This is a genomic window from Arthrobacter sp. BE255, assembly GCF_031457335.1.
Classification (GTDB): Bacteria; Actinomycetota; Actinomycetes; order Actinomycetales; family Micrococcaceae; genus Arthrobacter.
In genome coordinates this window covers 333,440-360,384 of the sequence record NZ_JAVDWK010000004.1, presented here as the reverse complement: position 1 = coordinate 360,384, position 26,945 = coordinate 333,440, and the positions used below count along the sequence as shown (strand labels likewise).

General features: G+C 66.4%; 26 protein-coding genes. 19 read left to right on the top strand and 7 right to left on the bottom strand.

Annotated elements, in window-relative coordinates; all coding sequences use genetic code 11:
- Nucleotides 1–364: 364 nt before the first annotated feature.
- Genes J2X42_RS10385 through recN form a run of 6 tightly spaced genes read left to right on the top strand, consistent with a single transcriptional unit; the run spans nt 365 to nt 7,022 of the window.
- The gene (locus J2X42_RS10385) at nt 365–2,188 is read left to right on the top strand and encodes a hypothetical protein (protein WP_310164800.1); all 1,824 of its coding nucleotides are present in this window, start codon (nt 365–367) and stop codon (nt 2,186–2,188) included.
- Between the two features lie 7 nt (nt 2,189–2,195).
- A complete protein-coding gene (locus J2X42_RS10380; protein WP_310164799.1) occupies nt 2,196–3,185 on the top strand; it encodes an HAD-IIA family hydrolase in 990 nt (329 codons plus the stop codon).
- A 9-nt stretch (nt 3,186–3,194) separates the two neighbouring features.
- Nucleotides 3,195–3,425 (top strand): hypothetical protein, encoded by a 231-nt coding sequence (locus J2X42_RS10375; protein ID WP_310164798.1) that lies wholly within the window; start codon nt 3,195–3,197, stop codon nt 3,423–3,425.
- 2 nt (nt 3,426–3,427) lie between these two features.
- Nucleotides 3,428–4,240 carry a TlyA family RNA methyltransferase gene (locus J2X42_RS10370; RefSeq protein WP_310164796.1) on the top strand — a complete coding sequence of 271 codons (813 nt, stop codon included), beginning with the start codon at nt 3,428–3,430 and terminating at the stop codon, nt 4,238–4,240.
- Between the two features lie 13 nt (nt 4,241–4,253).
- The gene (locus J2X42_RS10365; RefSeq protein ID WP_310164794.1) at nt 4,254–5,279 is read left to right on the top strand and encodes an NAD kinase; all 1,026 of its coding nucleotides are present in this window, start codon (nt 4,254–4,256) and stop codon (nt 5,277–5,279) included.
- A 3-nt stretch (nt 5,280–5,282) separates the two neighbouring features.
- Nucleotides 5,283–7,022: a DNA repair protein RecN gene (gene recN / locus J2X42_RS10360; protein WP_310164792.1), complete on the top strand. Its 1,740-nt coding sequence runs from the start codon at nt 5,283–5,285 to the stop codon at nt 7,020–7,022.
- 23 nt (nt 7,023–7,045) lie between these two features.
- Here recN and J2X42_RS10355 read toward each other — a convergent pair whose 3' ends face one another.
- Nucleotides 7,046–7,561: a DUF2867 domain-containing protein gene (locus tag J2X42_RS10355; protein ID WP_310164816.1), complete on the bottom strand. Its 516-nt coding sequence runs from the start codon at nt 7,559–7,561 to the stop codon at nt 7,046–7,048.
- A gap of 85 nt (nt 7,562–7,646) precedes the next feature.
- Between J2X42_RS10355 and J2X42_RS10350 the strand changes: the two genes are divergently transcribed.
- The 8 genes from J2X42_RS10350 (at nt 7,647) to J2X42_RS10315 (ending at nt 14,653) form a co-directional block, all read left to right on the top strand.
- Nucleotides 7,647–9,461 carry a CTP synthase gene (locus J2X42_RS10350; protein WP_310164791.1) on the top strand — a complete coding sequence of 605 codons (1,815 nt, stop codon included), beginning with the start codon at nt 7,647–7,649 and terminating at the stop codon, nt 9,459–9,461.
- A gap of 25 nt (nt 9,462–9,486) precedes the next feature.
- Nucleotides 9,487–10,149 (top strand): NUDIX hydrolase, encoded by a 663-nt coding sequence (locus J2X42_RS10345; protein WP_310164790.1) that lies wholly within the window; start codon nt 9,487–9,489, stop codon nt 10,147–10,149.
- Nucleotides 10,149–11,156 carry a site-specific tyrosine recombinase XerD gene (xerD, locus tag J2X42_RS10340; RefSeq protein WP_310164789.1) on the top strand — a complete coding sequence of 336 codons (1,008 nt, stop codon included), beginning with the start codon at nt 10,149–10,151 and terminating at the stop codon, nt 11,154–11,156. The genes J2X42_RS10345 and xerD overlap by 1 nt, the downstream gene beginning before the upstream one ends.
- A 119-nt stretch (nt 11,157–11,275) precedes the next feature.
- Nucleotides 11,276–11,779 carry a sigma-70 family RNA polymerase sigma factor gene (locus J2X42_RS10335; protein ID WP_310164787.1) on the top strand — a complete coding sequence of 168 codons (504 nt, stop codon included), beginning with the start codon at nt 11,276–11,278 and terminating at the stop codon, nt 11,777–11,779.
- 2 nt (nt 11,780–11,781) lie between these two features.
- Nucleotides 11,782–12,543 carry a hypothetical protein gene (locus J2X42_RS10330; protein ID WP_310164785.1) on the top strand — a complete coding sequence of 254 codons (762 nt, stop codon included), beginning with the start codon at nt 11,782–11,784 and terminating at the stop codon, nt 12,541–12,543.
- Between the two features lie 49 nt (nt 12,544–12,592).
- Entirely contained in the window at nt 12,593–13,078 is a 486-nt protein-coding gene (locus J2X42_RS10325) for an 8-oxo-dGTP diphosphatase (RefSeq protein WP_310164784.1), read from the top strand.
- 97 nt (nt 13,079–13,175) lie between these two features.
- Entirely contained in the window at nt 13,176–13,685 is a 510-nt protein-coding gene (locus J2X42_RS10320) for a sigma-70 family RNA polymerase sigma factor (RefSeq protein WP_310164783.1), read from the top strand.
- A 2-nt stretch (nt 13,686–13,687) separates the two neighbouring features.
- On the top strand, nt 13,688–14,653 hold the full coding sequence (locus J2X42_RS10315) for a hypothetical protein (protein WP_310164781.1): 966 nt from the start codon (nt 13,688–13,690) through the stop codon (nt 14,651–14,653).
- Between the two features lie 89 nt (nt 14,654–14,742).
- On the opposite strand, the gene J2X42_RS10310 is transcribed toward J2X42_RS10315, so the two are convergent.
- The 6 genes from J2X42_RS10310 to J2X42_RS10285 all read right to left on the bottom strand — a co-directional run bounded on the left by J2X42_RS10310 (nt 14,743) and on the right by J2X42_RS10285 (nt 21,499).
- Nucleotides 14,743–15,882, bottom strand: coding sequence for a bifunctional 2-methylcitrate synthase/citrate synthase (locus tag J2X42_RS10310; RefSeq protein ID WP_310164780.1), 1,140 nt, complete (start codon nt 15,880–15,882; stop codon nt 14,743–14,745).
- Between the two features lie 67 nt (nt 15,883–15,949).
- Entirely contained in the window at nt 15,950–16,855 is a 906-nt protein-coding gene (gene prpB, locus J2X42_RS10305; RefSeq protein WP_310164778.1) for a methylisocitrate lyase, read from the bottom strand.
- The gene (locus J2X42_RS10300) at nt 16,856–18,376 is read right to left on the bottom strand and encodes an MmgE/PrpD family protein (RefSeq protein WP_310164777.1); all 1,521 of its coding nucleotides are present in this window, start codon (nt 18,374–18,376) and stop codon (nt 16,856–16,858) included.
- Nucleotides 18,377–18,386: 10 nt separating this feature from the next.
- Complete coding sequence (locus J2X42_RS10295) at nt 18,387–19,052, bottom strand: GntR family transcriptional regulator (protein WP_310164775.1); 666 nt, start codon at nt 19,050–19,052, stop codon at nt 18,387–18,389.
- 96 nt (nt 19,053–19,148) lie between these two features.
- A complete protein-coding gene (locus J2X42_RS10290; RefSeq protein ID WP_310164773.1) occupies nt 19,149–19,862 on the bottom strand; it encodes a response regulator in 714 nt (237 codons plus the stop codon).
- Complete coding sequence (locus tag J2X42_RS10285; protein WP_310164771.1) at nt 19,859–21,499, bottom strand: sensor histidine kinase; 1,641 nt, start codon at nt 21,497–21,499, stop codon at nt 19,859–19,861. Before J2X42_RS10285 ends, J2X42_RS10290 begins: the two co-directional genes overlap by 4 nt.
- A 141-nt stretch (nt 21,500–21,640) precedes the next feature.
- On the opposite strand from J2X42_RS10285, the gene J2X42_RS10280 reads away from it, so the two are divergent.
- The 5 genes from J2X42_RS10280 to J2X42_RS10260 all read left to right on the top strand — a co-directional run bounded on the left by J2X42_RS10280 (nt 21,641) and on the right by J2X42_RS10260 (nt 26,945).
- Nucleotides 21,641–22,987: a cation:dicarboxylate symporter family transporter gene (locus J2X42_RS10280; protein WP_310164768.1), complete on the top strand. Its 1,347-nt coding sequence runs from the start codon at nt 21,641–21,643 to the stop codon at nt 22,985–22,987.
- Between the two features lie 259 nt (nt 22,988–23,246).
- Entirely contained in the window at nt 23,247–24,146 is a 900-nt protein-coding gene (locus J2X42_RS10275; RefSeq protein WP_310164766.1) for an AAA family ATPase, read from the top strand.
- 7 nt (nt 24,147–24,153) lie between these two features.
- Nucleotides 24,154–24,966: a ScpA family protein gene (locus J2X42_RS10270; RefSeq protein ID WP_310164762.1), complete on the top strand. Its 813-nt coding sequence runs from the start codon at nt 24,154–24,156 to the stop codon at nt 24,964–24,966.
- Nucleotides 24,963–25,625 carry an SMC-Scp complex subunit ScpB gene (locus J2X42_RS10265; protein WP_310164760.1) on the top strand — a complete coding sequence of 221 codons (663 nt, stop codon included), beginning with the start codon at nt 24,963–24,965 and terminating at the stop codon, nt 25,623–25,625. Before J2X42_RS10270 ends, J2X42_RS10265 begins: the two co-directional genes overlap by 4 nt.
- Before the next feature lie 111 nt (nt 25,626–25,736).
- Nucleotides 25,737–26,945: a pseudouridine synthase gene (locus J2X42_RS10260; RefSeq protein ID WP_310164759.1), complete on the top strand. Its 1,209-nt coding sequence runs from the start codon at nt 25,737–25,739 to the stop codon at nt 26,943–26,945.

The following is a 26,945-nucleotide window of genomic DNA, read 5'->3' as shown; positions in this document are numbered from 1 at the left end:
AGCCATTCCTTCCTCGTCCCGTACGGCTGCACATAATACTGATGCACCAATTCCCGGATCTCATCACGGCTAATACCTCGCGGACCAACAGACATAGCTGCTCCTGTTCCCTTCAAACGACTGACTCACAACCAGCCTGACGTAAAGGGAACCCGCAACAACTGCGAGAGGGTCCCGGGTGTGAAGATTCCCACGACTGACTGCCAGGGGAGCTTTCTGTCATCGTGGGTTTGGCGACTCGCCTAGAATTGATTGAGATGTACGGACTTCGAAGCGCTTGATTTCGGGTTGCGTAGGAAAACGAAACACGGATAGAGCGGCTGCGATTGCGCCAGTGGTCGGCTCGCAACAGGAGGAATCCCACATGGCTGAGCACAACGGCGGCAACCGCGGCGGCAAGGACCGCGGTCCCTTCCGCGGACCGAACAACTCCGGCGGGGATCCCCGTGGATTCCGTTCCCGGGAAAACCGGGAAGGCAGCGACGGCCCTCGGCGCGCGCCTGGCTCCGGGGAGAACAAGCCTTATGGTGACCGTCCCCGCCGTGAAGGTGACGGCGAACGCCGCAGCTTCGGTGGGGGAGAGCGCAAGCCTCCGTTCAGCGGCGGGGAACGTAAGCCCTTCGGCGACCGTGACCGTAAACCGTATGGTGACCGGGAAAACAAGCCTTATGGTGACCGTCCGCGCCGTGAAGGTGACGGCGAACGCCGCAGCTTCGGCGGGGGAGACCGCAAGCCGCCGTTCGCTGGTGGAGAGCGTAAGCCCTTCGGCGACCGTGACCGTAAACCGTATGGTGACCGGGAAAACAAGCCTTATGGTGACCGTCCGCGCCGTGAAGGTGACGGCGAACGCCGCAGCTTCGGCGGGGGAGACCGCAAGCCGCCGTTCGCTGGTGGAGAGCGTAAGCCCTTCGGCGACCGTGACCGTAAACCGTATGGTGACCGGGAAAACAAGCCTTACGGTGACCGTCCCCGCCGTGAGGGAGACGGCGAACGCCGCAGCTTCGGCGACCGTGACAACCGGAAGCCGTTCGGTGACCGCCAGGAGCGGGCACCCCGCAGCTTCGACCGGGGCGAGTCCGGACCGCGCCAGTTCGGCCGTGACCGTGCGGAAGACCGTCCGGTGCGCGTTCCCAACGCCCGCGACCTGCGCAGCGCCAACCGTCCAGACCGTGAGCGGTCCCCTGAAATCGACGAAGACGTCACAGGCAAAGAGCTGGACCGCGCCACCCAGCACCAGATCAAGACCCTCGAACCGAAGAGTGCCGAATGGGTGGCCCGCCACCTGGTAATGGCCGGCCGGCTGATCGACGACGAGCCTGAACTGGCCTTCCAGCACGCCTTGGCAGCCAGCCGCCGAGGCGGCCGGCTCGCCGCGGTCCGTGAGGCCGTCGGCCTGACCGCCTACGCCGCGGGCCACTACGGCGAAGCGCTGCGCGAGTTCCGCACCTACCGCAGGATCAGCGGCTCCAACGTCCACCTCCCCGTCATGGCCGACTGCGAACGCGGACTGGGCCGCCCGGACCGTGCCCTTGATGTGGTGCGCTCCGAGGAAGCCAAGGATCTCGACGCCCCCGGCAAGGCCGAGCTGGCCATCGTCGCCGCGGGAGCCCGGACTGACCTCGGCCAGCTCGATGCCGCCGTCGCCGAACTCGAGATTCCGCAGCTGGACATCAACCGGGCCTTCTCCTACAGCCCGCGCCTTTTCCGTGCGTACGCCGACGCTTTGACTGCGGTCGGCCGCGAGCAGGAGGCAGTGAAATGGCAGAAGCAGGCCGTCGTGGCTGAAAACGCCCTCGGCCTTGGCGTCGACGAGGAACCGGACATCGTGGACCTTGGCTGGGACGAGGAAGAGGAAGCCCGCGAGGAGGCAGAACGCCGCCGTCTTATGGAGCGGGCGGCCCGCGGACCGGAAACGGACGCCCGGCCGGCAGCCGCCGCAGCCGCAGAAGCCAACACTGTGCCCGAACGCGACGGCGTGGACTCCTCCATGGACGACGCGGAGTCGGACTACTTCGAGTCTGACGATTCCGAGTCCGATGAGGACTCCGTCGAACAGGACGAACTGGAATCCACTGACGAGGCCACCGACGACGTCACTGACGAGTCAACCATCCAGGAAGACGACGGCCCGGAAAACCACGGCGGACACGACGCCGAGGCAGGCCACGCAGAACGCCGGGAAGACTGATCCGACGATGACCGCTGTTCCCCTCATTTCGCTGTTTGACGCCCTGCTCGCCGACCTTGACGGCGTGGTCTACGCCGGTCCGCACGCCATCCCCGGCGCCGTGGAGTCGCTTCAGCAACTGGCCGGACTGGGAATCGGTCTCGGGTATGTCACCAACAATGCCTCCCGCACCCCGGCGCAGGTTGCCGAGCACCTCCGGGAGCTCGGTGCCCCTGCCGAGGACCAGCAGGTGGTCAGTTCCTCGCAGGCCGCCGCCGAACTCCTGGCGTCGCTGCTGGCCCCCGGTGCCAGGGTCCTGATCACCGGCAGTCCGGCACTGGCGCAGGAGATTGAGCTTGTGGGCCTGACTCCCGTCAGCAGCCAGGACGATGACCCCGTGGCTGTGGTCCAGGGCTTCAACCCGGCGATCGGCTGGAAGGACCTGGCCGAAGCTGCCTACGTCGTCGCTGCCGGAGCCCTGTGGGTGGCCACGAACACTGACATGTCCATTCCCCAGGCCCGCGGCATCGCCCCGGGCAACGGCACCCTGGTGGCGGCTGTCGCAGCGGCCACGGGCCAGACGCCGCGCGTCGCGGGCAAGCCCGAGGCGCCGCTCTTCCACGCGGCGGCCAAGCGGCTTGCCGCTGACCGCCCGCTGGTGGTGGGCGACCGGCTGGACACCGACATCCTCGGCGGCAACAACGCAGGCTTTGCCACCGTGGCCGTCCTGACCGGCGTCGACACCAGGGAAACCATCCTGGCCGCACGCACCGCCGAACGCCCCGACTACGTCATCAACTCACTGACCGACCTCCACACGCCGTACCCGGCAGTGGAGCACATCGACGGGACATACCGCTGCGGAACGTCCACGGCGCGGGTCAGCGGCGACACCGTCCACGTCCGTGGCAGCGACAGCGACCTCGACTCCTGGCGCGCGGCCTGCGCCGCCTGGTGGGCTGCGATCCCCGAGGCAGCCACAGCCAGTGCGCCCAAACTCGAGTGGCTCAGTCATTAGACTGGTCAAATGACTGAGCTGAACGAAGCGCACCACCCGATTGCAGCCCAGCCCACCCCGGAGTGGCCGGACACCGCAGACGCAGGAGTGGGGGACCCGTCCGTCGATGCCGCCTTGGCCGCGCTGGACGGTCTCCAAACCAAGCCAGTGGCAGACCATGAGGCCCTTTACGCCGAACTCCACGACGCCCTGCTCGAATCCCTGAATGAAGAGCCTGCGGCCGGAAACGGCGGGGCCTGAGCATGGCGAGACTCGACCAGTCACTGGTTGCGCGCGGCCTGGCACGGTCACGCACGCACGCGGCGGCCCTGATTGCCGAGGGCCGGGTGACCTCGGCCGGCCAGGTGCTGTCCAAAGCCTCGCTGCAGGTGGATGACGGCAAGGACCTGGCTGTCGAACACAGCGAAGAGGACAGCTACGTCAGCCGGGCAGGCCACAAACTTGCGGGCGCGCTGGACGCTTTTCCCGCCATCACTGTCGCTGGCAAAAGGTGCCTGGACGCCGGCGCCTCCACCGGCGGCTTCACCGATGTGCTCCTGAGGCGCGGTGCGGCTCACGTGGTGGCTGTCGACGTCGGGCACGGCCAGCTGGTGCCGCAGCTCCGGAACGATCCCCGGGTGGAAGTGCACGAGGGCCTCAACGTCCGGTACATGTCAGCCGATGATATCGGCGGCACCGTGGCACTGACCGTCGCGGACCTGTCCTTCATTTCACTGACGATGGTGGTCCTGCCGCTGGCCCTGAGCACGGAACCGGGCGGTGACCTGGTGCTGATGGTGAAGCCCCAGTTTGAGATCGGCAAGGACCGCCTCGGCCGCACCGGGGTGGTGAATTCCGAGCGCGAACGCCGGATGGCAGTGGAAAAAGTCGCCAATGCGGCGCTCGACGCCGGCGTGGACCTGTGCGGCCTCGCGGCGAGTCCGTTGCCGGGCCAGGACGGAAACGTCGAATACTTCCTGTGGATAAAGCGCAGGATGACCCAAGACTTGCCTAAGATCGAAGAGCGCGATTCAGCCATTGCTGGGTTGCTTGGACGTCTTTGGCCGAACCACTAGAAAGCGGAACCTGATGAGCAGGCGCGTATTGGTCCTTGCCCACACCGGCCGCGAGGAATCATTGAAGGCCGCCTGGGAAGCCTGCGCCCAGCTGCACGCCTCGGGCATCGTCCCGGTGATGCAGGAATCCGAACTGGGCGACATGGAGCGCTTCTTCGGGCACCTGACCCAGCCGGTGGAGATCCTGCACGACCACGTGCAGCTCCCCGACGTTGAGCTGGTCATGGTGCTCGGCGGCGACGGGACCATCCTGCGCGCAGCCGAGCTGGTGCGGGAAGTGGACGTCCCCCTGCTCGGCGTCAACCTCGGCCATGTGGGCTTCCTCGCCGAGAGCGAGCGGGCAGACCTCGCCCAGACGGTGGAGTGGATTGCCCGCCGCGACTACACGGTGGAAGAGCGCATGACCATCGACGTGCAGGTGTGGGTCCGGGGCCAGAAAATCTGGCACACCTGGGCCCTGAATGAGGCAGCCATCGAAAAGGGCAACCGGGAACGGATGCTCGAGGTGGTCACCGAAGTCGACGAGCGTCCGCTGACCACCTTCGGCTGCGACGGCGTGGTGCTGGCCACCCCCACCGGGTCCACGGCCTACGCCTTCTCGGCCGGCGGGCCCGTTGTCTGGCCGGAGGTCGAAGCCCTCCTGATCGTCCCCATCAGCGCCCACGCCCTCTTCGCCAAGCCCCTGGTGGTGTCGCCGCGGTCGCGGCTGGCCGTGGAGGTCCTGAACCGCACCGACGCCATGGGCGTGCTGTGGTGCGATGGCCGCCGCTCCGTGGACCTGCCGCCGGGCGCGCGCGTGGAAGTAACCAAATCCGCCACGCCGGTCCGCCTCGCCAGGACGCACCAGACACCCTTTTCCGCACGGCTGGTCCGGAAATTCGAGCTCCCCATCCACGGCTGGCGGGGTCCCGTCCCACAGTCGGAAGCCATCCACACCGGCCCGATCCCGATTGTCCGGACGCCCCGGCCGATGGCGCCGCTGCAGGTCACGCACGCAGACCACCCTGAAGATGAAACCGATCCGTCAACAGCAAAGTGAATCATGCTTGAAGAACTGAGAATCCGCGATCTGGGCGTCATCACCGACGCCACACTGCCGCTGGGCCCCGGGCTGAGCGTGGTGACAGGCGAGACCGGCGCAGGAAAGACCATGGTGGTCACCGCCGTCGGGCTCCTGCTGGGTGCCCGGTCCGACGCCGGAGCGGTCCGCAGCGGCGCGAAGAGCGCCTCCGCGGAGGCGGTCCTCAAGCTCGACGCCGGACACGCGGCCATCGCACGCGCGCTGGAGGCCGGTGCCGAGGTGGAGGAGTTCGACGGCGGCGCTGAACTGATCCTTGCCCGCCGCCTGGGTGCGGACGGGCGCAGCCGCGCCTACCTTGGCGGGCGGGCCGCCCCTGTAGGTGTCCTCGCGGAGATCGGCGAAAGCCTGGTGGTGGTCCATGGCCAGTCGGACCAGATCAGGCTGAAGGGCGCACTCGCCCAGCGCGGCGCACTGGACAAGTTTGCCGGCGACACCCTGGCGGGTCCGCTGGGTACCTACCAGACCCTGTACAGCCACTGGAAGGCCAGCCAGGCGGAGCTTGACACGCTGCGCGGTGCCGCGCGGGACAGGCTGCGGGAAGCGGAGTCGCTCGAGATCGCGCTGGCGGAAATCGACGACGTGGACCCGCAGCCGGGGGAGGACGAGTCCCTCAAAGCGGAGGCCGTGAAACTGGCCAACGTCGAAGAGCTCAGGATTGCCGCCAACACCGCGCACCAGGCCCTCATCGCCGAGGACTACGGTGACGAGGGCGACGCCACCACACTGGTGGACGCGGCGAAGCGGACCCTGGAACATGTGGCCGAGCACGACGCCGAACTCGGCGCGGCAGCTGCCCGCCTGGCAGAGGTGGGCTTCCTGCTGAACGACATCGCCACGGAACTGGCCAGCTACCAGGCAGGCCTGGATTCAGAGGGCCCGGAGCGGCTCGCGGAAATCGAGGACCGGCGGGCCGCCCTGGCCAAGCTGGTCCGCAAGTATGCCCCCAGCATCGATGAGGTCCTGGTGTGGGCGGAAAACGCGCGCGTACGGTTCGACGAACTGCAGGACGACTCCACCCGGATCGAGGCGCTGGACGCGGAGGTGGCCCGGACCGAAGCCGAGCTGAAGAAGCAGGCGGCCGCCATCAGCAAGGTCCGGAGCAAGGCCGCCAAGGATCTCTCGGCACGGGTCAGTGCCGAACTGAAGGCGCTGGCGATGGCCGACGCGACCCTGGTGATCACCATCGAGCCCGCCGCCCAGCTCATGCCGTACGGCGCGGACGAGATCTCCTTCCTGCTCCAGCCCCACTCCGGCGCGCCGGCCCGTCCGCTGGGCAAGGGCGCCTCCGGCGGTGAGCTTTCCCGCGTGATGCTGGCCATCGAGGTGGTCCTCGCCGCAGTTGATCCGGTGCCCACATTTGTGTTCGACGAAGTGGACGCCGGCGTGGGTGGCCGGGCCGCCGTCGAGATCGGCCGCCGGCTGGCCATGCTGGCCCGGCACGTGCAGGTCCTGGTGGTCACCCACCTGCCCCAGGTCGCCGCGTTCGCCGACCAGCACATCACCGTCACCAAGACATCGGTCAGGGGAGCCGACGGCGGCACCGCCACCGGGTTCACCTCCAGCGACGTGCGGCTGCTCGACGGCCCCGAACGGGTCAAGGAACTCGCCCGGATGCTGGCCGGCCAGGAGGATTCCGAATCGGCGCAGGCCCATGCCCAGGAGCTGCTCGACGACGCCAAACTGCTGCCGCAGCGGGCCTAGTACCGCAGCGGGCCTGGCGGCCGTTAGGGCAGGAGCGTGAGGCGGCGGATGGTGCGTGCCATCATGGCGTGCACCACCAGCGGATGCAGCAGCCGCACGGGAGCGAAGTACAGCCGCCCCCGCCAGCCCTTCAGGCGCACGGCCGTGGTGACGCGCAACAGCCGGGCGCCGGCGTCGTAAGCGACTCCGCAGCGGAAGTCCATGTGCGTGTCGTCCGCGCTGATCAGGGCTTCCTCGCCGCTGACTGCGGCGACGGCAAAGACCCCGGCCGGCGCCCGGCTGATGCCCATCAGTCCAACCACTGCCTGCCGCAGGCCCATCAGCGCTGCCACCCAGCCGGGCATGGACTCCAGCGAGAACAGCTCCTCGGCCCAGACCCGCGGCTCCGCCGAAGCGCCACGGGGGACTGGGAGGACAATCACATCGGCGTAGTCCGGCACCGGAATGGACTCCAGCGCCAGCGACCGGAAGACCGGCAAATTCCCCGCATCCGCCCCGCCGACAGTGCCGGATGGCTCGTTTTCAGGGTCCGGATCCATGGTCACCCCTTGATCCTAAGGCTGCCCGCACTGCACACTGGAGCATTTGGGGAACAGTTTCGGCGATCCTTGGAAGGCTCATTTGATGATAGGCTCGAATTCCGTGGTGCAGCGATCAAATTCCCGTGTAAATTCCCGGTTCCCGGGCTCGTCCAAGACGACCAAACACATCTTCGTAACCGGTGGTGTGGCGTCCTCGCTCGGTAAGGGGCTGACGGCTTCAAGCCTCGGCCACCTCCTGCGGGCACGCGGCCTGTCTGTAACTATGCAGAAGCTCGATCCCTACCTGAACGTGGATCCGGGCACGATGAACCCCTTCCAGCACGGCGAAGTCTTCGTCACCGACGACGGCGCCGAGACGGACCTCGACATCGGGCACTACGAGCGCTTCCTGGACGAAAACCTTGAAGGCTCGGCGAACGTGACCACCGGCCAGGTGTACTCCACCGTGATCGCCAAGGAACGCCGCGGCGAATACCTCGGCGACACCGTCCAGGTCATCCCGCACATCACGGACGAGATCAAGCGCCGGATGCGGCTGCCCGCCGAGGGCAAGAACGCTCCGGACGTCATCATCACCGAGATCGGCGGCACTGTCGGCGACATCGAGTCCCAGCCGTTCCTTGAATCAGCCCGCCAGGTCCGCCAGGACATCGGCCGCGGCAACGTCTTCTTCCTGCACGTCTCCCTGGTCCCGTACATCGGGCCGTCCCAGGAACTGAAGACCAAGCCGACGCAGCACTCGGTGGCAGCATTGCGCTCCATCGGCATCCAGCCGGAAGCCATCGTGATCCGCTCGGACCGCGAAGTGCCCGACGCCATGCGCGAGAAGATCGGCCGCATGTGCGACGTCGACATCGACGCCGTAGTGAACGCCGCCGACGCACCCAGCATCTACGACATCCCCAAGACCCTGCACTCCCAGGGCCTGGACTCCTACATCGTCCGTGCCCTGGACCTGCCGTTCAAGGACGTCGACTGGACTAGCTGGGACAAGCTGCTCGAAGCCGTCCACAACCCCAAGCACGAGGTTGAGATCGCGCTGGTTGGCAAGTACATCGACCTCCCGGACGCCTACCTGTCCGTCACGGAGGCCCTGCGCGCCGGCGGTTTCGCCAACGACACCAAGGTCAAGATCCGCTGGGTGCCGTCGGACGAATGCGAAACCCATGAGGGTGCCGTTGCCTCCCTCGACGGCGTGGACGCCATCTGCGTGCCCGGTGGCTTCGGCATCCGCGGCCTCGAAGGCAAGCTCGGGGCGCTCAAGTACGCCCGGGAAACCAAACTGCCGGTCCTGGGCCTGTGCCTCGGACTGCAGTGCATGGTGATCGAATACGCCCGGAACGTGGTGGGACTGGAAGGCGCGTCCTCCAGCGAGTTCGAGCCCGACTCCAAGTACCCGGTCATTGCCACCATGGAAGAGCAGCTGGACATCGTCGAAGGCAAGGGCGACCTCGGCGGCACCATGCGCCTGGGCCTGTACGAAGCCAAGCTCGACGCCGGTTCAGTCATCGCCGAGACTTACGGCAAGACCACCGTCAGCGAACGGCACCGCCACCGCTACGAGGTCAACAACAAGTACCGCGGACAGATCGCCGAAAAGGGCCTGGTGTTCTCCGGAACGTCGCCGGACGGCAAGCTCGTGGAGTACGTTGAACTCCCGCGCGAGGTGCACCCGTACTACGTGGCAACCCAGGCACACCCCGAGCTCAGCTCCCGGCCCACCCGGCCGCACCCGCTGTTCGCCGGACTGGTCAAAGCCGCCCTGGACCACCAGGCCGGCAACGACCTGCGGGACGCCGGGCTGCCCGGCGCCGCAGCGCAGGAGGCCCCCGAGGTCCCGGCCACCGAAAACGGCGCACCGGCGGCCAAGCAGGCACGCACGGTCGCCGCAAAGTAAAACCGAATACGTAAAGGACGGCGCGATGCCCGGTACACCTGAAACCCCCCAAGCTGCACGGAAGGTTTCGGATGCACCGAGCCCGCGCCGTCTTTTGTCCACCGAGAAGGTTTACGAAGGCCGGATCTGGGACGTGGTCAGCGACAGCTTCCAGCTAAGCGACTCCGGCGACGCCCTCACCCGCGACTACATCGACCACCCCGGCGCAGTCGCGGTGCTCCCTATGAACGAGGCCGGCGAAATCCTGCTCCTGAAGCAGTACCGGCACCCCGTGGGCATGGACCTCTGGGAGATCCCGGCCGGCCTGCTGGACGTCGAAGGGGAAGAGTTCGTCACCGGCGCCGCCCGCGAACTCGCTGAGGAAGCGGATCTCGCCGCCGGCAGCTGGAACGTCCTGGCCGATTTCTTCAATTCGCCCGGCTCCTCCAGCGAGGCCATCAGGATCTACCTTGCCCGCGACCTCACCGAGGTGCCCCATCATGAGCGCCACGAGCGGACGGATGAGGAAGCGGAGATTGAATTCCATTGGATAGCCCTGGACGACGCCGTGGCCGCAGTCCTGGAAGGGAAGCTGCACAACCCGTCCGCCGTCGTCGGGATCCTTGCCGCCGCCGCAGCACGGGCTGACGGCTTTGCCGGCCTCCGCCCCGCGGATGCTCCCTGGCCCGCCCACCCCAGCCAGCGCTGATGACGGCGGATACCGCCGCGGAAGCCCCCGCACCGCCGGTCCCTGACAAACCGGCAAAGCCAGCCAGGCCCCGGACCGCGATCGACCACGCCATCACCGAATACCTGCAGCACATGGGAGTTGAACGGGGCCTGGCGCTCAACACGCTCGCCGCCTACCGCCGAGACCTCACGCGTTACGCCAGCTACCTCGCTGCCGCCGGTTGCGACGGCCCCACGCAGATCACCCGGCACCACGTCACCGGCTTCGTCCAGGCCCTGTCGGACGGTTCCGACGGCGGCACGGCCCTCGGCGTGAGGTCGGCGGCCCGGACCGTGGTGGCAGTCAGGGGACTGCACAAATTCTGGGCCCTCGAAGGGCTCACCACGACGGATCCCGCCAGCGACGTCCACCCGCCGATGCCGGGCAGGAGGCTGCCCAAGGCCATCAGCGTGGACGAGGTCACCCGGATCCTCGAAGCCGCCGGCACGGACACCGCCACCGGGCTGAGGGACCGGGCCCTGCTCGAATTCCTTTACTCCACCGGGGCCAGGATCAGCGAAGCCGTGGGCCTGGACGTTGACGACATCTCGCTGCACGGGGCGGAGTCCGGTCCCGCGATCGTGCGGCTTTTCGGCAAGGGCTCCAAGGAACGGCTGGTCCCGCTGGGCTCCTACGGTGCCCGCGCCCTGGACGCGTACCTGGTCCGCGGCCGGCCGCTGCTGGCTGCCAAGGGAAAGGGGACGCCGGCGCTGTTCCTCAATTCCCGGGGCGGACGCATCAGCCGCCAAAGCGCCTGGACCATCCTGAAAGCCGCCGCGGACAAAGCCAACATCACCAAAGACGTATCGCCGCACACGCTCCGGCACTCGTTCGCCACCCACCTCCTGGAAGGCGGCGCCGATGTCCGGGTGGTCCAGGAACTCCTGGGGCACGCCTCCGTGACCACCACACAGGTATACACCCTGGTCACCGCCGATACGCTCCGCGAAATCTACGCTGCCGCCCACCCGCGGGCGCTGGGCTGACAGTCGCCTGCACCCCCGTTCCCGTTCGGCGAGAATATTTTTCCCGGGTGTAAGAAACCCGGCATGACGGGACACTTATTGGTTAACAACCAAGGTCATCCGATGCCGGGGGGAACACTATGTTGGCAGCCAGTGAACATGACTTCATCGACCTGCACACTCAGCATTTCACGCGCGTCTACCACTACATCGCCTACCGCATCAATGACCTTCCACGCGCCGAGGAACTGGCGGCGGACGTGTTCAGGATCGCCTGGGAAAGGCAGCTGGCGGAACCGCCCGGCATAGGCTGGTTGCTCGCCACCGCCCGGAAGGTGCTCAGCAACGAGTACAAGGGACGCCGCCGCCGCCTCGAACTCATAGATCGCCTGAAGGACCAGGCCCGCAGCCAGGCTCCTGACGCCAACGACCAACAGCAGGCCGCTGTGGCCGATGTCCTGTTGCGGCTCAACGAGCGTCACCGGGAGGTCCTGATGCTTAGCTACTGGGACGATCTGACCACCGCCGAGCTGGCCCAGGCACTGGGGTGTTCCCCCTCGGCTGCCGCTGTCCGCCTCCACCGCGCCCGCCGTGCATTTGCCAGCGTGGCCCCCGCACAACTCATGACCGAACGGAAGGGCTAGCCATGGACCGGATCGAACAGCTCATGAAGGACGCCAAGCCCCGGGTGGAGGAACCACGGCCCGCCGGGGCAGCCGCGGCCGCGCGTTCCATTGTGTATTCTGCGGACCCCAACGTCGTGCCCCTGGCCGGGGCCGGGTCCGCGCGCCGTACGGCGGTCCGGGCGGGGGTCGTCGCCCTTGCGGCAGCCGCCGTGGTTGGCGCCGTCGTTGTGGCCGGGGGAATGGTGGCACCGCAGCCGGAGCCCGCGCCCGCGGGCACCACCGAAGCCACACCTGCCCCGAGCGGCACCATCACCGACCCCGCGCCCGCACCCACGGACAGCCCCTCCGCCACAACACCCGCCGTCCTGACCACCGGCGGCGTCCCCTGCACCGTGGCCAACATCGACCAACTGATGAACACACCGGCGCGCGCCATTGAGCCCATTGCCGAAACGGAACAGCACTATTACACAGTGCTTGGCTGCGCCGATGGCTGGCTGGCCTACTCGATTTCGGATGACGGCGCCAGGGACCTTCAACTCGACGGCGGAAACGCCTGGTATCGCATCGCCAAGCTGCAGAACGGCCGATTCCTCTTTGACCTGCAGGCGCCGTGGTCCACCGTTTTCACCTGGAAATTCCAGGCCCTGAACAACGATGTCTCGCAGAACGGCCAAACAGTGACTGCGCAGGAAGCCATGGACCAGGAATTCGTCCAAAAAGGTATCCCTGTTGAGCTCCGGCCGCGACTTGTTGGAGAAGGGCCGGCCTTCGCCTCCTAGCAAGGAAACCGAGGGGGATCGCAGGCAGCCAAGCTATAGGGTTGAGGGCATGACATTCACTCCGGTCACGCTGTGCTTCCTGACCAGGGATCTGGCGGGCGTGCCACAGGTCCTGTTGGGTATGAAGAAGACCGGCTTCGGCCGCGGCAAAGTGGTCGGCCTCGGCGGCCATGTTGAGCCTGGCGAGTCTGACGCGGAGGCCGCCTGCCGCGAAGTCCACGAAGAAGCCGGCGTTGTGGTCCGGCAGCAGGACCTCCGCGATGCAGGCCAGGTGGTCTTCGATTTCCCGGCCCGCCCGGAATGGAACATGGCCACCCGCCTGTTTGTGGCGGACCGGTGGACGGGCGAGCCGTCCGAAAGCGCGGAGATCCGGCCGGAATGGTTCGACGTCGGCGCCCTTCCGGTGGAGCGCATGTGGCAGGACGCCGCCCACTGGCTCCCGCTGGCACTGGGCGGGTCCGTGCTCCACATCACCGTGGTCCTGAACGAGGACAACGAGACCGTGCGCGAAGTGCTGGACTACACCACCCGCTGAGGCGGGCACTGGTCAGGGGCGGGTGTAACCGCTGCGCATCAGCCGGAAACTATACGGTTACATGCAAGACCACGACAATACGACCTCAGGGGGGATCGTGCTTTCAGAGCGCGAGTTGGCGTTTATCGCCGTGTACAAGGACAGCTATCCAAGAATCCACAAGTATGTCCTGCGGCGGGTTGATGACGCCGAGCTGGCGCAGGAACTCGCGGCCGACGTCTTCCGCGTCGCCTGGCAAAAGTGGGACGGTGCGGGCAGCACGGAAATTCCCTGGCTCTTGACTGTGGCCCGCAATCTCATCGGCAACGCCTACCGTGGCCGCGACCGGCAGAAGGCGCTGCATGACAAGCTCATGGTCTCTTCAGTGGCGGAGTCCTGGGGAAACAGCGACGACGCTTCCGTGGAGGACGCCATGATGGCACTGAGGGAAAAAGACCGGGACATCCTGCAGTTGGCTTACTGGGATGACCTGACCATTGCGGAAATCTCGCAGGTACTCCAATGCACCCAATCTTCTGCCAAGGTGCGGCTGCACCGGGCAAGGGAGGCTTTCCGCAAACTTTTGCCGGCCCTTTCCGGCCCGTTCGAACAGAAAGTGGGTGCCTAGCCATGGATGCCATCAGGAATCTCGTTGCGGGAGCTGATCCGATCGGCCCCAACCCCACCACGCCGGACGCCGAAGAGGCCCTGCACTCGATGTTTTCCCGCCCCGAGGTCTACGCTGACCGCGTGTCCGCGGACATTCCGAACCTCGCGGAGCGCAGGCAGCGCCGCGGCAGGGCCATAGGGCTTCTCACGATAGCGGCAGCGGCCGTGACGGCCGGTGTTCTGGTCTCCATCAACCTGGGGCCCCTGACGGCGGGACCGGCGCCGGCCAACTCCTCCACTGCGACTCCGTCCGCTGCCTCAAGCGTCAGTCCGACACCGGCTGCCACTCCGAGCCCAACACCGCCAGCCAGCCAGGCCCCGGCGTCCGGCGTGGCACAGCCCATCACTCCCTCCGCCCCGGCGGCGCCCGCCGGCGCACAATGGGAACGGTATTCAAACCCGGGCGCCCGGCTTTCTTTCGATCTGCCGCCCGGCTGGACGGTGATTGCGAAAAAAGCGGACGGCGCAACACCATCCGTCCAGCTCGACGTGGCCAATGAACAGGGAATCCGGATTGCCGGCCTCGAACATGCGAATTCAGGGGGGCTGGGTGGCGCCTGCGGTCCGGAGCCTGTCCCGCTGCTCACCCTCGATTCCGGGCCGGCTGATATTCCGTACCGCACCCCTGCACATGCCGGCGCGCCGGAGTTCAGCTTCCGTGTGCTTGACGGGACTGGTATTGGCCTGAAAGTCCGGGGTTCCCTGGGCCTGAACCAACCCGACCCGCAGCTGGTCACGTCGTGCATGTACTACAACATGGTGTCCTCGCCTGTTGCGACGCTCTCCTTTGCCACACAGTTCCAGGTCACTCTCGGTGACACCCGAGGCCTCGCCTTCGATTCGGTCGACGAAGCGAAGGCGTACATGGCCACCGAGGAGTATGCCCAGCTCAAGCGAATGTTCTTGTCCCTGAGCCTGGTCCCCTGACGGCGGCCGCCGGGAAGCACCCCGGACGACGGCGGCCCGGTCACCTTCCAGGGGTGACCGGGCCGCCGTCGCGCTGGCTCGAGTGGCTGTTACGGCAGGTGCCGTTCCTCCACGCCGTTGTATTCGCTCAGCGGGCGGATCAGGGAGTTGGAGTCCAGCTGTTCCATGATGTGGGCGGTCCACCCGGTGATGCGGCTGGCCACGAAGAGGGGTGTGAACGTGGCGGTGTCGAAGCCCATGAGGTGGTAGGTGGGGCCGGTGGGGTAGTCGAGGTTCGGCTTGATGCCCTTGGCCTCGTCCATGGCCGTCTCCAGCCCGTTGTAGAGTCCAAGGAGTTCGGGCCGGCCGTAGTGGGCGATCATCTTGTCCAGGGCAGCCTTCATGGTGGGCACCCGGGAGTCGCCGTGCTTGTAGACGCGGTGGCCGAAGCCCATGACCTTCTTTTTGTGGGCGAGGGCGTCCTCCATCCAGGTCTTGGCCCGGGCGGCGGCGTCCTCGAGGGATTCCTCGGGCCGGATGCCGATCTCGTCGAAGGTGTGCATGACGGCCTCGTTGGCTCCGCCGTGGAGCGCACCCTTGAGCGCCCCGATGGCTCCGGTCACGGCTGAATGCAGGTCCGAGAGCGTGGACGTGATCACCCGGGCGGTGAACGTGGAGGCGTTGAAGGAGTGCTCGGCGTACAGGATCATGGACACGTTGAACGCGTCCACGACTTCGGGCACCTGCTCCTCGCCGAAGGTCATCCAGAGGAAGTTGGCGGAGTAGTCCAGGTCGTCACGGGGTTCCACCGGTTCCTGGCCGTGGCGGCGGCGCTGGTCGTAGGCCACCACCGCGGGCATCGCGGCGAACAGGTCGATGGCCTTGTCCATGTTGGCCTGGCGCGAGGAGTCCTCGGCCAGTTCATGGCGGGCACCCATGACCGAAGCCGCCGTACGGCAGACATCCATCGGGTGGGCGGTGGTGGGCAGCGCGTCGATGACCTGCTTGACTACCGGATCAAGGGGCCGGCCGGCCCGTTCCCGCGCCGTGAAGGCGGCCAGTTCCTCGGCGGTTGGCAGTTCGCCGTTCCACAGGAGATAGGCCACCTCCTCGAAACTGCAGCGGGCGGCGAGTTCCTGGACCGGGTAGCCCCGGTACAGCAGCGAGTTGGTATCGGGATTGACCTTGGACACCGCGGTGTAGTCCACCACGACGCCGGCGAGGCCCTTTTTGATCTCATTTTCAGCCATGCTGAAACTCCTTCGTTCCTTGTGCCTGTGGGCCGGCCGAAGCCGGAAGTCCTTCGATGGTGCGGGGTCAGCGGGTACCTGGAACCTTGAAATTGAAGACTCCGGTGTCAAAGCGGTTGTAGGCTTCGTAATCCACGAGATCGTACAGCCGCGCACGGGTCAGCATGCTCTCTACCTGTGCCTCCTGGGTGCCGTCGGACCTGATCGATTCCAGCGTACGCTCCGCGGCGCCCATGGCACTACGGAGCAGCGTGACCGGATAAATGACCATGTTGACGCCGACGCCCTGGAGCTGGTCCACGGTGAAGAGGTCGCTCTTGCCGAACTCGGTCATGTTGGCCAGGATCGGGACGTCCACGGCATCACGGATGGCCTGGAATTCACTGAGATCCTTCATGGCCTCCGGGAAGATCGCGTCGGCCCCGGCCTCCACGAGCGCCTTGGCGCGGTCCTGGGCTGCCTGGAGTCCGTCGGTGGCGCGGATGTCGGTGCGGGCCATGATGAGGAAGTTCGGGTCCCGGCGGGCGTCGGCGGCGGCGCGGATGCGTTTGGTGGCGGTGTCCAGGTCCACGACGTTCTTCCCGTCGAGGTGTCCGCAGCGTTTGGGGTTGAACTGGTCCTCGATGTGCAGGCCGGCGAGGCCGGCGTTTTCGATTTCCTGGACGGTGCGGGCCACGTTCATGGGTTCGCCGAAGCCGGTGTCGGCGTCCACGATGGCGGGGAGGTCGGTCATCCGGGCGATCTGCCCGGCCCTGGTGGCTACTTCGGTGAGGGTGGTCAGGCCGATGTCCGGGAGGCCGAGGTCGTTGGCCAGGACCGCGCCGGAGATGTAGACCCCGGCGAAGCCCTTCTCCTCGATCAGCCGGGCCGAGAGCGGGTTGAACGCTCCCGGGAACTGGGCGATGGTGCCGGAGGCGAGGAGTTCGCGGAACCGGATGCGTTTTTGTTCGGGGGTGACGGTGGAGTACAGCATTTAGAACAGTCCCTTGGGTGCGGCGGCGAAGTCGATCACGCCGGGCGCGGCGGTGATGTTCAGCTGGTCCAGTTCCCCGGCTGCCAGGTGGGGGAGGCGTTCGACGGCGGCGAGGAACCTCTCGATCTCGGCCTCTTCTACGAGCCCGGCTGCGAGGGTGCGGAACTTGTTGACGTACTGTTCCCGGGCGAACGGGCGGGCGCCGAGCGGGTGGGCGTCCGCGACGGCGATCTCATCGGTGACCACCGATCCATCCGTGAGTGTGATGACCACAGTGCCGCCGAAGGCTTTCTCGGCGATGTCCAGGGAGTGGTAGCGGCGGGTCCACTCGGGGTCTTCCTCGGTGGTGACCTTGTGCCAGAGTTCCACGGTGTCCGGGCGGCCGGCGCGTTCGGGGGAGTAGGAATCAACGTGGTGCCAGGACCCGTCCTGCAGGGCCACGGTGAAGATGTACGGGATGGAATGGTCCAGGGTTTCCCGGGAGGCGGTGGGGGAGTATTTCTGGGGGTCGTTGGCGCCGGAGCCGATCACGTAGTGGGTGTGGTGGCTGGTTTTGATCAGCACGGAGGCCACATTGGCGGGGTTGGTGGCCTCGGGGTGTTCGCGGTGGAGTTTACGGGCCAGGTCGATCCAGGCCTGGGCCTGGTACTCGGCGGAGTGCTCTTTGGTGTAGGTGTCCAGGATGGCCCGCTTGGCCTCGCCCGGTGTGGGGAGCGGGACGGTGTAGGAGGCGTCCGGGCCGTCCAGCATCCACGCGATCACCCCGTCCTCGCCCTCATAGATCGGCACGGGCGAGGTCTGCCCCCGCATCGACCGGTCCACGGCCTCGACGGCCATCTTCCCCGCGAACGCCGGGGCGTGGGCCTTCCAGGTGGAGATCTCGCCCTTGCGGGACTGGCGGGTGGCGGTAGTGGTGTGCAGCGCCTGGCCCACCGACTGGAAGATCGTCTCCACATCCAGGCCCAGCAGGGTGCCGAGCCCGGCGGCCGCGGACGGACCAAGGTGGGCCACGTGGTCGATCTTGTGCTTGTGCAGGCAGATCGCCTTGACCAGGTTCACCTGGATCTCGTACCCGGTGGCAATGGCCCGGACCAGGTCCTTGCCGCTGGACCCCACGTGCTGGGCCACGGCCAGGATCGGCGGAATATTGTCCCCCGGGTGGGAGTAGTCCGCGGCCAGGAACGTGTCGTGATAGTCGAGCTCACGCACGGCAACGCCGTTGGCCCACGCCGCCCATTCGGGGGAGACGCGTTCGCCGATGCCGAAGACCTTCGCGCCCTTCCCGCCGGTGCTCGGACCGTGCGTCAGGGCCTGCGCCCGCGCAGCGACGATAGGCGCCCGGTTCAACGAAGCGATCGCAACGGAGGCGTTGTCGATGACGCGGTTGATCACCATCTCGGTGACGTCAGCGGTGACGTCGACCGGGTCCGCCGCCACCACGGCAATCTTGTGCGCCAGCTGGTCCTCGCGGGCCAGGTTTTCCTCGCTCTTGTACACGCGGACGTGGTGTTCCTTGACCATGGGGCTCCTTCTAGTGGGGTGTATGGGTGGCTTTGATATGCGAAAGGCTGCGGTGCAGGTGGACCGTTGTGGCCGCGTGGGCCAGGCGGGGATTGCGGGCGGCGATCGCCTCGGCGATCGCGGCATGCTCGGCGGCGGCGGCCAACAGCCGAGCCGCGTCGTCGGCGGCGAGCCTGCGTACCCGCACCAGGTGGACCCTGAGGGCACCCATGGCCTGGGCAAGGTAAGTGTTCGATACAGCTGTGTCGATGGCCGCATCGAGCCGTGCCACCAGGGCGTAGTAGTCGTGGCGCGCCGGGTCGTCGCCGCTGATCAGGGCCGGTGCCGCCAGCAGTTCCCGGTGCAGCCGCACGAAATCGTCCGGATCGCCACGCTCGGCAGCCAGTTCCGCGGCCCTGCCTTCGAGGGTTTCGCGGAGTTCGAAGAGTTCGTCGATGTCCTCCAGCGAGATGCCGGTGACGACGACGCCGCGGCCGCCTGCCGCCGTCGTCAGCCCTTCTGCGGTCAGGCGCCCCAGCGCCTCCCGGAGGGGAGTGCGGGAGACGCCCAGGCGTTCGGACTGTTCCACCTCGGCGAGCAGGGTTCCGGGGAGAAGGCGCCACTCGACGATGTCGTCACGGAGCGCCGCGTAGGCGCGGTCGCTGGCCCGGACGCTTGGGCCCTTCGTTGGTTGCATGACCATAGTGTATACACAGAACGCTGCAAGTGGGGTGAATCTCGGGAAATTTCCGGAGAAAAAGCGTTGCGTGTATACATTGCGGCTTGTGCGGAGTTAGCGGCCGCTCCACCTGTATTCATTTTCCGGCCTGCCGGGTGTGCCGTAGCGCGGTGACCTGGAGACAGTTCCGGCGTCGGCCAGATACTCCAGGTACCGGCGTGCGGTAACCCTGGACATGCCCAGGGCATCCATGACCTGGGTGGCCGAGACGGCGTCCGACTGTCCCTTCAGGAATTCCTGCACTGCTTCAAGGGTGGAGACGGACAGGCCCTTGGGCAGAGGCATTTCGGAGGGGGCCCGCAGGCTGGCGAAGGCCTGGTCAACGTCACTCTGGGAGGCCCCGGATTTTGCGGAGCCGGACTCCGGGGACGCCAGTTGCTGCCGGAACAGCCGGTAGCTGGCCAGTTTGTCGGCAAAGGTGGCGTAGGTGAAGGGTTTGATCAGGTACTGCACCACGCCGATCGCCACGGCGCTGCGGACAATGGCGAGTTCCCGGACGGCCGTGATGGCGATGATGTCCGACAGGATCCCTGCGGCGCGCATCCGCCGGGCGATGTCCAGCCCATGCAGGTCCGGGAGGTTCATGTCCAGCAGGACGAGCTCCACCGGTTCTCCGGAGGCAAGGAAGTCTGTGAGGAGCCGAAGTGCCGACTGGCCGTCCGGGGCTGTGCCGGCCAGGGTGAATCCCTCCAGCCGGCCTACATAGGCGGCGTGCGCTGCGGAGGCGACCGGTTCGTCCTCAACAACGAGGACGCGGATATCGCTCACTGGAACTGCTCCTCTTTGTCGGTTCCGGCGGCCATGGCCGGCAGGAAGACATGGAACTGTGCTCCGTCCGTGCCTGTGATGGTCATGGTACCGTCAAGCCGCTGCACGGCCTGCCGCACCAACGCCAGGCCGACGCCCCTCCCGAAGGGGCCGGACGCCTTGGTGCTGAAGCCGTGCTTGAAGATTTTGTCCACGGCGGCCGGGTCGATTCCGGAACCGGAATCCCTGACGATGATGTCCAGGCCCTCGGCGTCGGACTCCACCGTCAGCTCCACCTGCTTGGGAGCCTTGCCGTCCGCGGCGGCGTCGATGGCGTTGTCCAGCAGGTTGCCCAGGATGGTGACGAGGTCCTGGACCGCCAGTCCCGCCACCGACGCGGACCCCACGGTGGCGAGGGTCAGCTTCACGCCGCGCTCGTTGGCTTCAGCTGCCTTCCCCATGATCAGCGCGCTGAGAACGGGCTCGTCCACGGAACTGACCATCTCGTCGGTGAGCTGCTGGCTGAGTTCAAGGTCCCTGGTGGCAAACTCGAGTGCCTCCCGGGTACGGCCCAGCTCCAGCAGCGAAACCATGGTGTGCAGCCGGTTGGCGTGTTCGTGGGTCTGGGCGCGGAGGGCGCTGGACAGGGTCCTCATCGTTTCAAGTTCGCTTCCCAGCGACTCGATCTCCGTCCGGTCGCGGATGGTGGCCACCGTGCCGAACACCGCCGGGCGGCGGAGGCCGGGGGAGTCCGGTCCCACGGCCGGGCCCTGGTTCACCACCACAATCCGGGGACCTGTCAGATGGATTTCATCGTGTGCCGGGCGGCCGGATTCAAAAAGGTCCTTCAGGCTCTCGGCGAGCGGGAGGTCCGACAGGGCAGGCGGGCGTGACGGGTCATCGCCCGAACCGCGGGGTTCGAGCCCCAGCAGCTCGGCGGCCTGGTCGTTGTACATCACCACCCTGCCCCGGGTATCGATCAGGATGAGCCCCTCACGGACGGAATGGAGGACGGACTCGTAGTAGGCAAACAGCTGGGCAAGCTGTTCCGGCCCCCATCCGCGGGTCACCCGGCGCAGGTACCGGCCAAGCAGCCAGGAAGCCAGGGACCCGCCCAGGAGAAGGGCCAGGCCGAGCGCCAGCAGGGCAGGCAGCCGGCCGGACAGGGCAACGTCCACCGTCCGGACCGTGACGCCGGCGGCAACCAGCGCCTTGACGTTCCCCGCCGCGTCCTTGACGGGGGCAATCGTGCGCACCGACGGGCCCAGGGTTCCGGCGGTGACCTCGGTGAACATTTCGCCACGGAGCGCGGCATCAATCGAGCCGATGTAGGGCCTGCCGAGTTCCTCTTCCCGCGGATGCGTCCAGCGTGTCCGGTCCGGCGCCATGATGGTGATGAAGTCTGCTCCGGATCCGGCCATCACCTCCAGCGCGTACGGCTGCAGCAACGCCGACGGATCCGGCGTGCCAGCAGCCTGGAGGACCAGGGGGCTGGCAGCGATGGCGGCAGCCACGCCGGTCATCCGCAGGCCGGCTTCCTCATAGCTGCGGTCCCGGGCGTCAACGTACGTGGCGGTGCCTCCGACGGCGATGAACGCCAGCACAATCACCAGGTTCGCCACGAACAGCCTGCGGGCGATACTCCAGCGGTGGATCATCAAGCACCTCCCATGACCAATATGAACGCAACGGTGAGCTAAGTCACGGTGTGCCCAATGATGGATATCACAACGGACCGACGCGATGAGCCCAGAGACTGCGCCGCAGCGTCTACCAGATTATCCATAAGGAGACACATCATGGCTTCTCAACGAGGAGAGTCAGCAGCGCCTGCAAAGGCCGCCCGCAAGGGCCTGGACAAATCCCACTACCTCTACATTGCCGTCATTGCCGCCGTGATCCTGGGCGCTGTCGTCGGTCTGCTGTTCCCCGAGGTCGGCAAATCGCTGAAGCCGCTCGGCGACGGCTTTATCAAGCTGATCAAGATGATGATCGCACCGATCATCTTCTGCACCATCGTCCTGGGCATCGGCTCCATCGCCAAGGCTGCAACGGTCGGCAAGGTCGGCGGCCTGGCACTGGGCTACTTCGTGGTGATGTCCACCTTCGCCCTGGCCATCGGCCTGGTGGTCGGCAACCTGATCCACCCGGGTGAAGGCCTGAAGCTGACCCCCTACGATCCCACCAAGAAGGCCGCCACGGACAGCACCGTGGACTTCCTGCTGGGCATCATCCCCGGAGACATCCCCGTCCTGCCCACGCTCCTCGCAGCCATCCTGGTCGGCTTCGCCCTCCAGAAGATGGGCCCGCAGGGTGCGCCCGTGCTCAAGGCAATCGGCCATGGCCAGGCGGTTGTGTTCCGTATCCTCATCATGATCATGTGGCTTGCCCCGGTGGGCGCTTTCGGTGCCATTGCCGCCGTCGTCGGAGCCACGGGCTTCCAGGCAATCGTGAGCATGTTCACCCTCATGCTGGCCTTCTACATCACCTGCGCCCTCTTCATCGTGATCATCCTGGGCGGACTCCTCCAGCTGGTTGCCGGCGTCAACATCTTCAAGCTCATGAAGTACCTGGCCCGTGAATACCTCCTGATCTTTTCCACCTCCTCTTCCGAAGCGGCACTGCCCCGCCTCATTGCGAAGATGGAACACCTGGGTGTTTCCAAGCCGGTTGTTGGCGTCACCGTTCCGACGGGCTACTCCTTCAACCTGGACGGCACCGCGATCTACCTGACCATGGCGTCCCTGTTCGTGGCCAACGCCATGGGCACCCCGCTGGACCTGGGCGCCCAGGTCTCCCTGCTCATCTTCATGATCATTGCCTCCAAGGGCGCAGCCGGCGTGACCGGTGCAGGCCTGGCAACGCTGGCTGCCGGGCTCCAGGCCCACAAGCCGGAACTGCTGGGCGGCGTGGGCATGATCGTTGGCATCGACCGCTTTATGTCCGAAGCCCGGGCCCTGACCAACTTCACGGGCAACGCGGTTGCCACCGTGCTGATCGGCACCTGGGTCAAGGAAATCGACGGCGAGCAGGTGGACCGTGTCCTGTCCGGCGAGATCCCCTTCGACGAACAGACCATGATCGCCGGTCACGGCGATCCGGCCGGCCACTCTGCAGAGGCTAAGCCGCTCCCGGCCACCGTCTAGGCGGCGGGCCAGGCGAAAGCCCGGCCGGCAGGCAGGAAACAATACCCTCAAACCGCCCGCACAGCCCCCGGCTGTGCGGGCGGTTTGCGCGTGCGGAAGCCTAACCTTCGACCTCTACCAGAAGGTAAAGGCTCAGAATGGGCGCAAAGTCAAGTTCCCTCGATTACCGTGTCGGGGGCTGTAGCCTTGGTGAAAAGCAGGAACGGCGCTGGAATCCAGCGGCAGGTAAATCACCGTCATCGAAAGTGTGGATAGATACGTGAGCAGCGAACAGGGTTCGGCAACTCTGGAAGGCACGGAACTTGATCTGGAAGACGCCGTGATGGGTCCCACCGGGCGCCCGCACCGCGAATTTCCTGAACCCGCTCCGCTGTCCTCCCACGGTCCGGCGCGCGTCATCGCCATGGTCAACCAAAAAGGCGGCGTCGGCAAGACCACGTCCACCATCAACCTTGCAGCGGCCCTTGCCGAATATGGCCGCCGGGTACTGCTGGTCGACTTTGACCCGCAGGGTGCGCTGTCGGCGGGCCTGGGCATCAACCCGCACGAACTGGACCTGACCGTCTACAACGTCCTGATGGACCGCAAGGTTGATATCCGCGACGCCATCCACCAGACCGGTGTTGAAAACGTGGACCTCCTGCCCGCCAACATCGACCTCTCCGCCGCCGAAGTACAGCTGGTCAACGAGGTCGCCCGCGAGCAGGTCCTGGACCGGGCCCTCAAGAAGGTCGAGGACGAGTACGACGTCGTCCTGATCGACTGCCAGCCATCCCTTGGACTGTTGACAGTAAATGCCCTGACTGCCGCCCACGGCGTGATCATTCCGCTGATCTGCGAGTTTTTTGCCCTCCGGGCCGTTGCCCTCCTGGTGGAGACCATCGACAAAGTCCAGGACAGGCTGAACCCCCGCCTGCAGGTGGACGGCGTCCTGGCCACGATGTACGACGCCCGCACGCTCCACAGCCGCGAAGTCATCACACGGCTGGTGGAAGCCTTCGGCGACAAGGTGTTCGAAACCGTCATCAAGCGCTCCATCAAGTTCGCCGACGCCACGGTGGCGGCGGAACCGATCACCAGCTACGCCGGCAACCACATTGGTGCAGATGCCTACCGCCGCCTGGCCAAAGAGCTGATTTCGCGCGGCGGCGCACCCTAGACAGGCTGTGGCTGAGTCCAAGCCCGGCTTTGAGGTCCGGCTGGCCAACTTCACCGGACCGTTCGACCTCCTGCTGGGCCTCATCGCCAAGCACCAGCTGGACATCACCGAGGTGGCCATCGCCACCGTCACCGATGAGTTCATCAAATACATCAGGAAGCTGCAGAAACTGGGGGAGGACTGGGCCCTGGATGAGGCCAGTGAATTCCTGGTCATTGCCGCCACCCTGCTGGACCTCAAGGCCGCCCGGCTCCTGCCCGCGGGCGAAGTCGAGGACGATGAGGACATCGCCCTGCTCGAAGCCCGCGACCTCCTCTTTGCCCGCCTCCTGCAGTACAAGGCCTTCAAGCAGGTCGCAGGCCTGATGGCCGTAACCCTGGACCAGGAATCCCGGCGCTTCCCGCGACAGGTTGCCCTCGAAGAACACTTCGCCGCCATGCTGCCTGAGCTGGTCTGGAAACATACCCCGGAACAGTTCGCCAAGCTGGCCGAAACCGCGCTGGAACCCAAGGTGCCCAGGCCCACCGAAGTCGGCCTGGGCCACCTGCACGGCAGCGCCGTCAGCGTGAAGGAACAGGCGGAAATCATGGGCCTCCGCCTCCAGCTGGGGAACCCGTTGTCCTTCCGGGCGCTGATCGCCGACGCGGACTCCACCCTGGTGGTGGTGGCGCGGTTCCTGGCGCTGCTGGAAATGTTCCGCGACAAGGTGGTGGCCTTCGACCAGCTCAGTCCCCTGGGTGACCTGACGGTGCACTGGACAGCCGAAGGCCAGGAATGGTCCACCGTGAACCTGAGTGAAGAATACGAGGAACAGCCGTGACCGAAGAGCATCCCGGGGCCGTTGGCGACGAGGGACCGGACGTCGGTAACCTGCCGGGCGGGGCCAAAGCCGCCGTCGAGGCCGTGCTGATGGTGCTGGACCAGCCGGCCACCGCCACTGAGCTCGCAGCGGGCCTGAACCTGACCGTCGAGGTTGTGGGGCAGCTGCTGGCGGAACTGCAGCGGGAGTATAACGGCTATACTGTTAAAGCCCCGGACATGGACGTTGCCAGCGATGCTGGCTTCAGCGCCAGCCCCCGGGGTTTTGAATTGCGGAACATCGCCGGTGGCTGGCGGATCTATTCACGCGCTGACTTCGCCGACATCGTCGGCCGGTTTGTGCTGGAGGGCCAAACGGCCAGGCTCACGCAGGCGGCCCTGGAAACCCTGGCCGTCATCGCGTACCGGCAGCCTGTCTCCCGGGCCAGGGTGTCCGCAATTCGGGGAGTAAATGTTGATTCGGTCGTGCGGACACTGACGCAGCGGGGTCTGGTCGAAGACGCCGGGAACGATCCGGAGTCGGGCGCCGTCCTGTACCGGACAACATCGTACTTCCTGGAGCGGATGGGGATCAGCTCCGTGGCTGAGTTGCCTCAGCTTTCACCCCATCTTCCGGGACTGGAAGGCATCGAGGAGTTCTACGACGCCGGAAGAATGTAGGCGGGGCATCCTGCCTGCGCACAAGAGTATTCATCAGGGCAGAATTATTCTGCACGGCTGGCTAGGGTTGTCCTTGGACAACTTGCCGGTCAACATATCGAAGGACGGGTCATGACACAGGCGGGACGCCAGGGTTCACCACGTAACAGTTCAGGACGTAAAGGTCCGGAACGCAATTCATCACAAGGCGGCGCCAGCCGCGGCGGGGCGCAGGGCGGTGGATTCCGCGGCGCTGCAGGCAAGCGCAACGCCGGCTTCGGCGGCGGCGACCGCCCCCACAAGGCACCCAAGCCCCGCGAGGAGCGCTTTGTCGATCCCGACGAAGCACCCGCAGGCCAGCAAGGCGGCGCGTCCGACTGGAAGCCGGCCGCCCCCTCGGCCCGGAAGCCAGCTGCCCGCAAGCCCGGCGCCAAGAAGGCTCCCGGCACTCCGGGCGCGCTCAAGCCCAAGGCACGTACCGGCAAACCGGGGGCAGCGGCATCCCGCGCCTTCGGCAGCGAACGCTTTGGCCAGAACCTTGGCCCGGTCCGCAAGCCGTCGCGCAAGCGCGGTCCCCGCGGGCCCGTGCCGCAGTCTGAAATGCACGACGCCGACGGCACCCGCCTGCAGAAGGTCATGGCGCAGGCCGGTGTGGCTTCGCGCCGCGTCTGCGAAGAGATGATCGCTGAGGGACGCGTCGAGGTCGACGGCCAGGTTGTCACCGAACTGGGTGTCCGGGTGGACCCCAAAAACGCTGTCATCCACGTTGACGGCCTGCGCATCCAACTGGACGAGAACCTCGTCTACATGGTGTTCAACAAGCCCAAGGGTGTCGTGTCCACCATGGAGGACCCCGACGGCCGCCCCTGCATCAGCGACTTTGTCCGGAAGACCCACCAGGGCGAACGCCTGTTCCACGTGGGCCGGCTCGACGTCGCCACCGAAGGGCTGCTGCTCCTCACGAACGACGGCGAACTGGCCAACCGCCTGACGCACCCCTCCTACGAAGTGCCCAAGACGTACCTCGTGCAGGTGCGCGGCCCGTTCCCGCAGGGAATCGGCGCCCAGCTCCGGGAAGGCGTGGAACTCGAGGACGGCTTCGCCTCCGTGGACTCCTTCAAGCTGGTGGACTCCACACCGGGCCACGTGCTGATCGAGGTAGTCCTGCACTCGGGCAAGAACCGGATTGTTCGGCGCCTGTTCGATGCCGTGGGCTTCCCCGTCCTGCGCCTGGTGCGCGTCAAGGTCGGACCCATCGGCCTGGGCGACCAGCGACAGGGCAGCATCCGCAACCTGGGCAAGCAGGAAGTCGGCCACCTGCTGGCATCCGTAGGGCTCTGA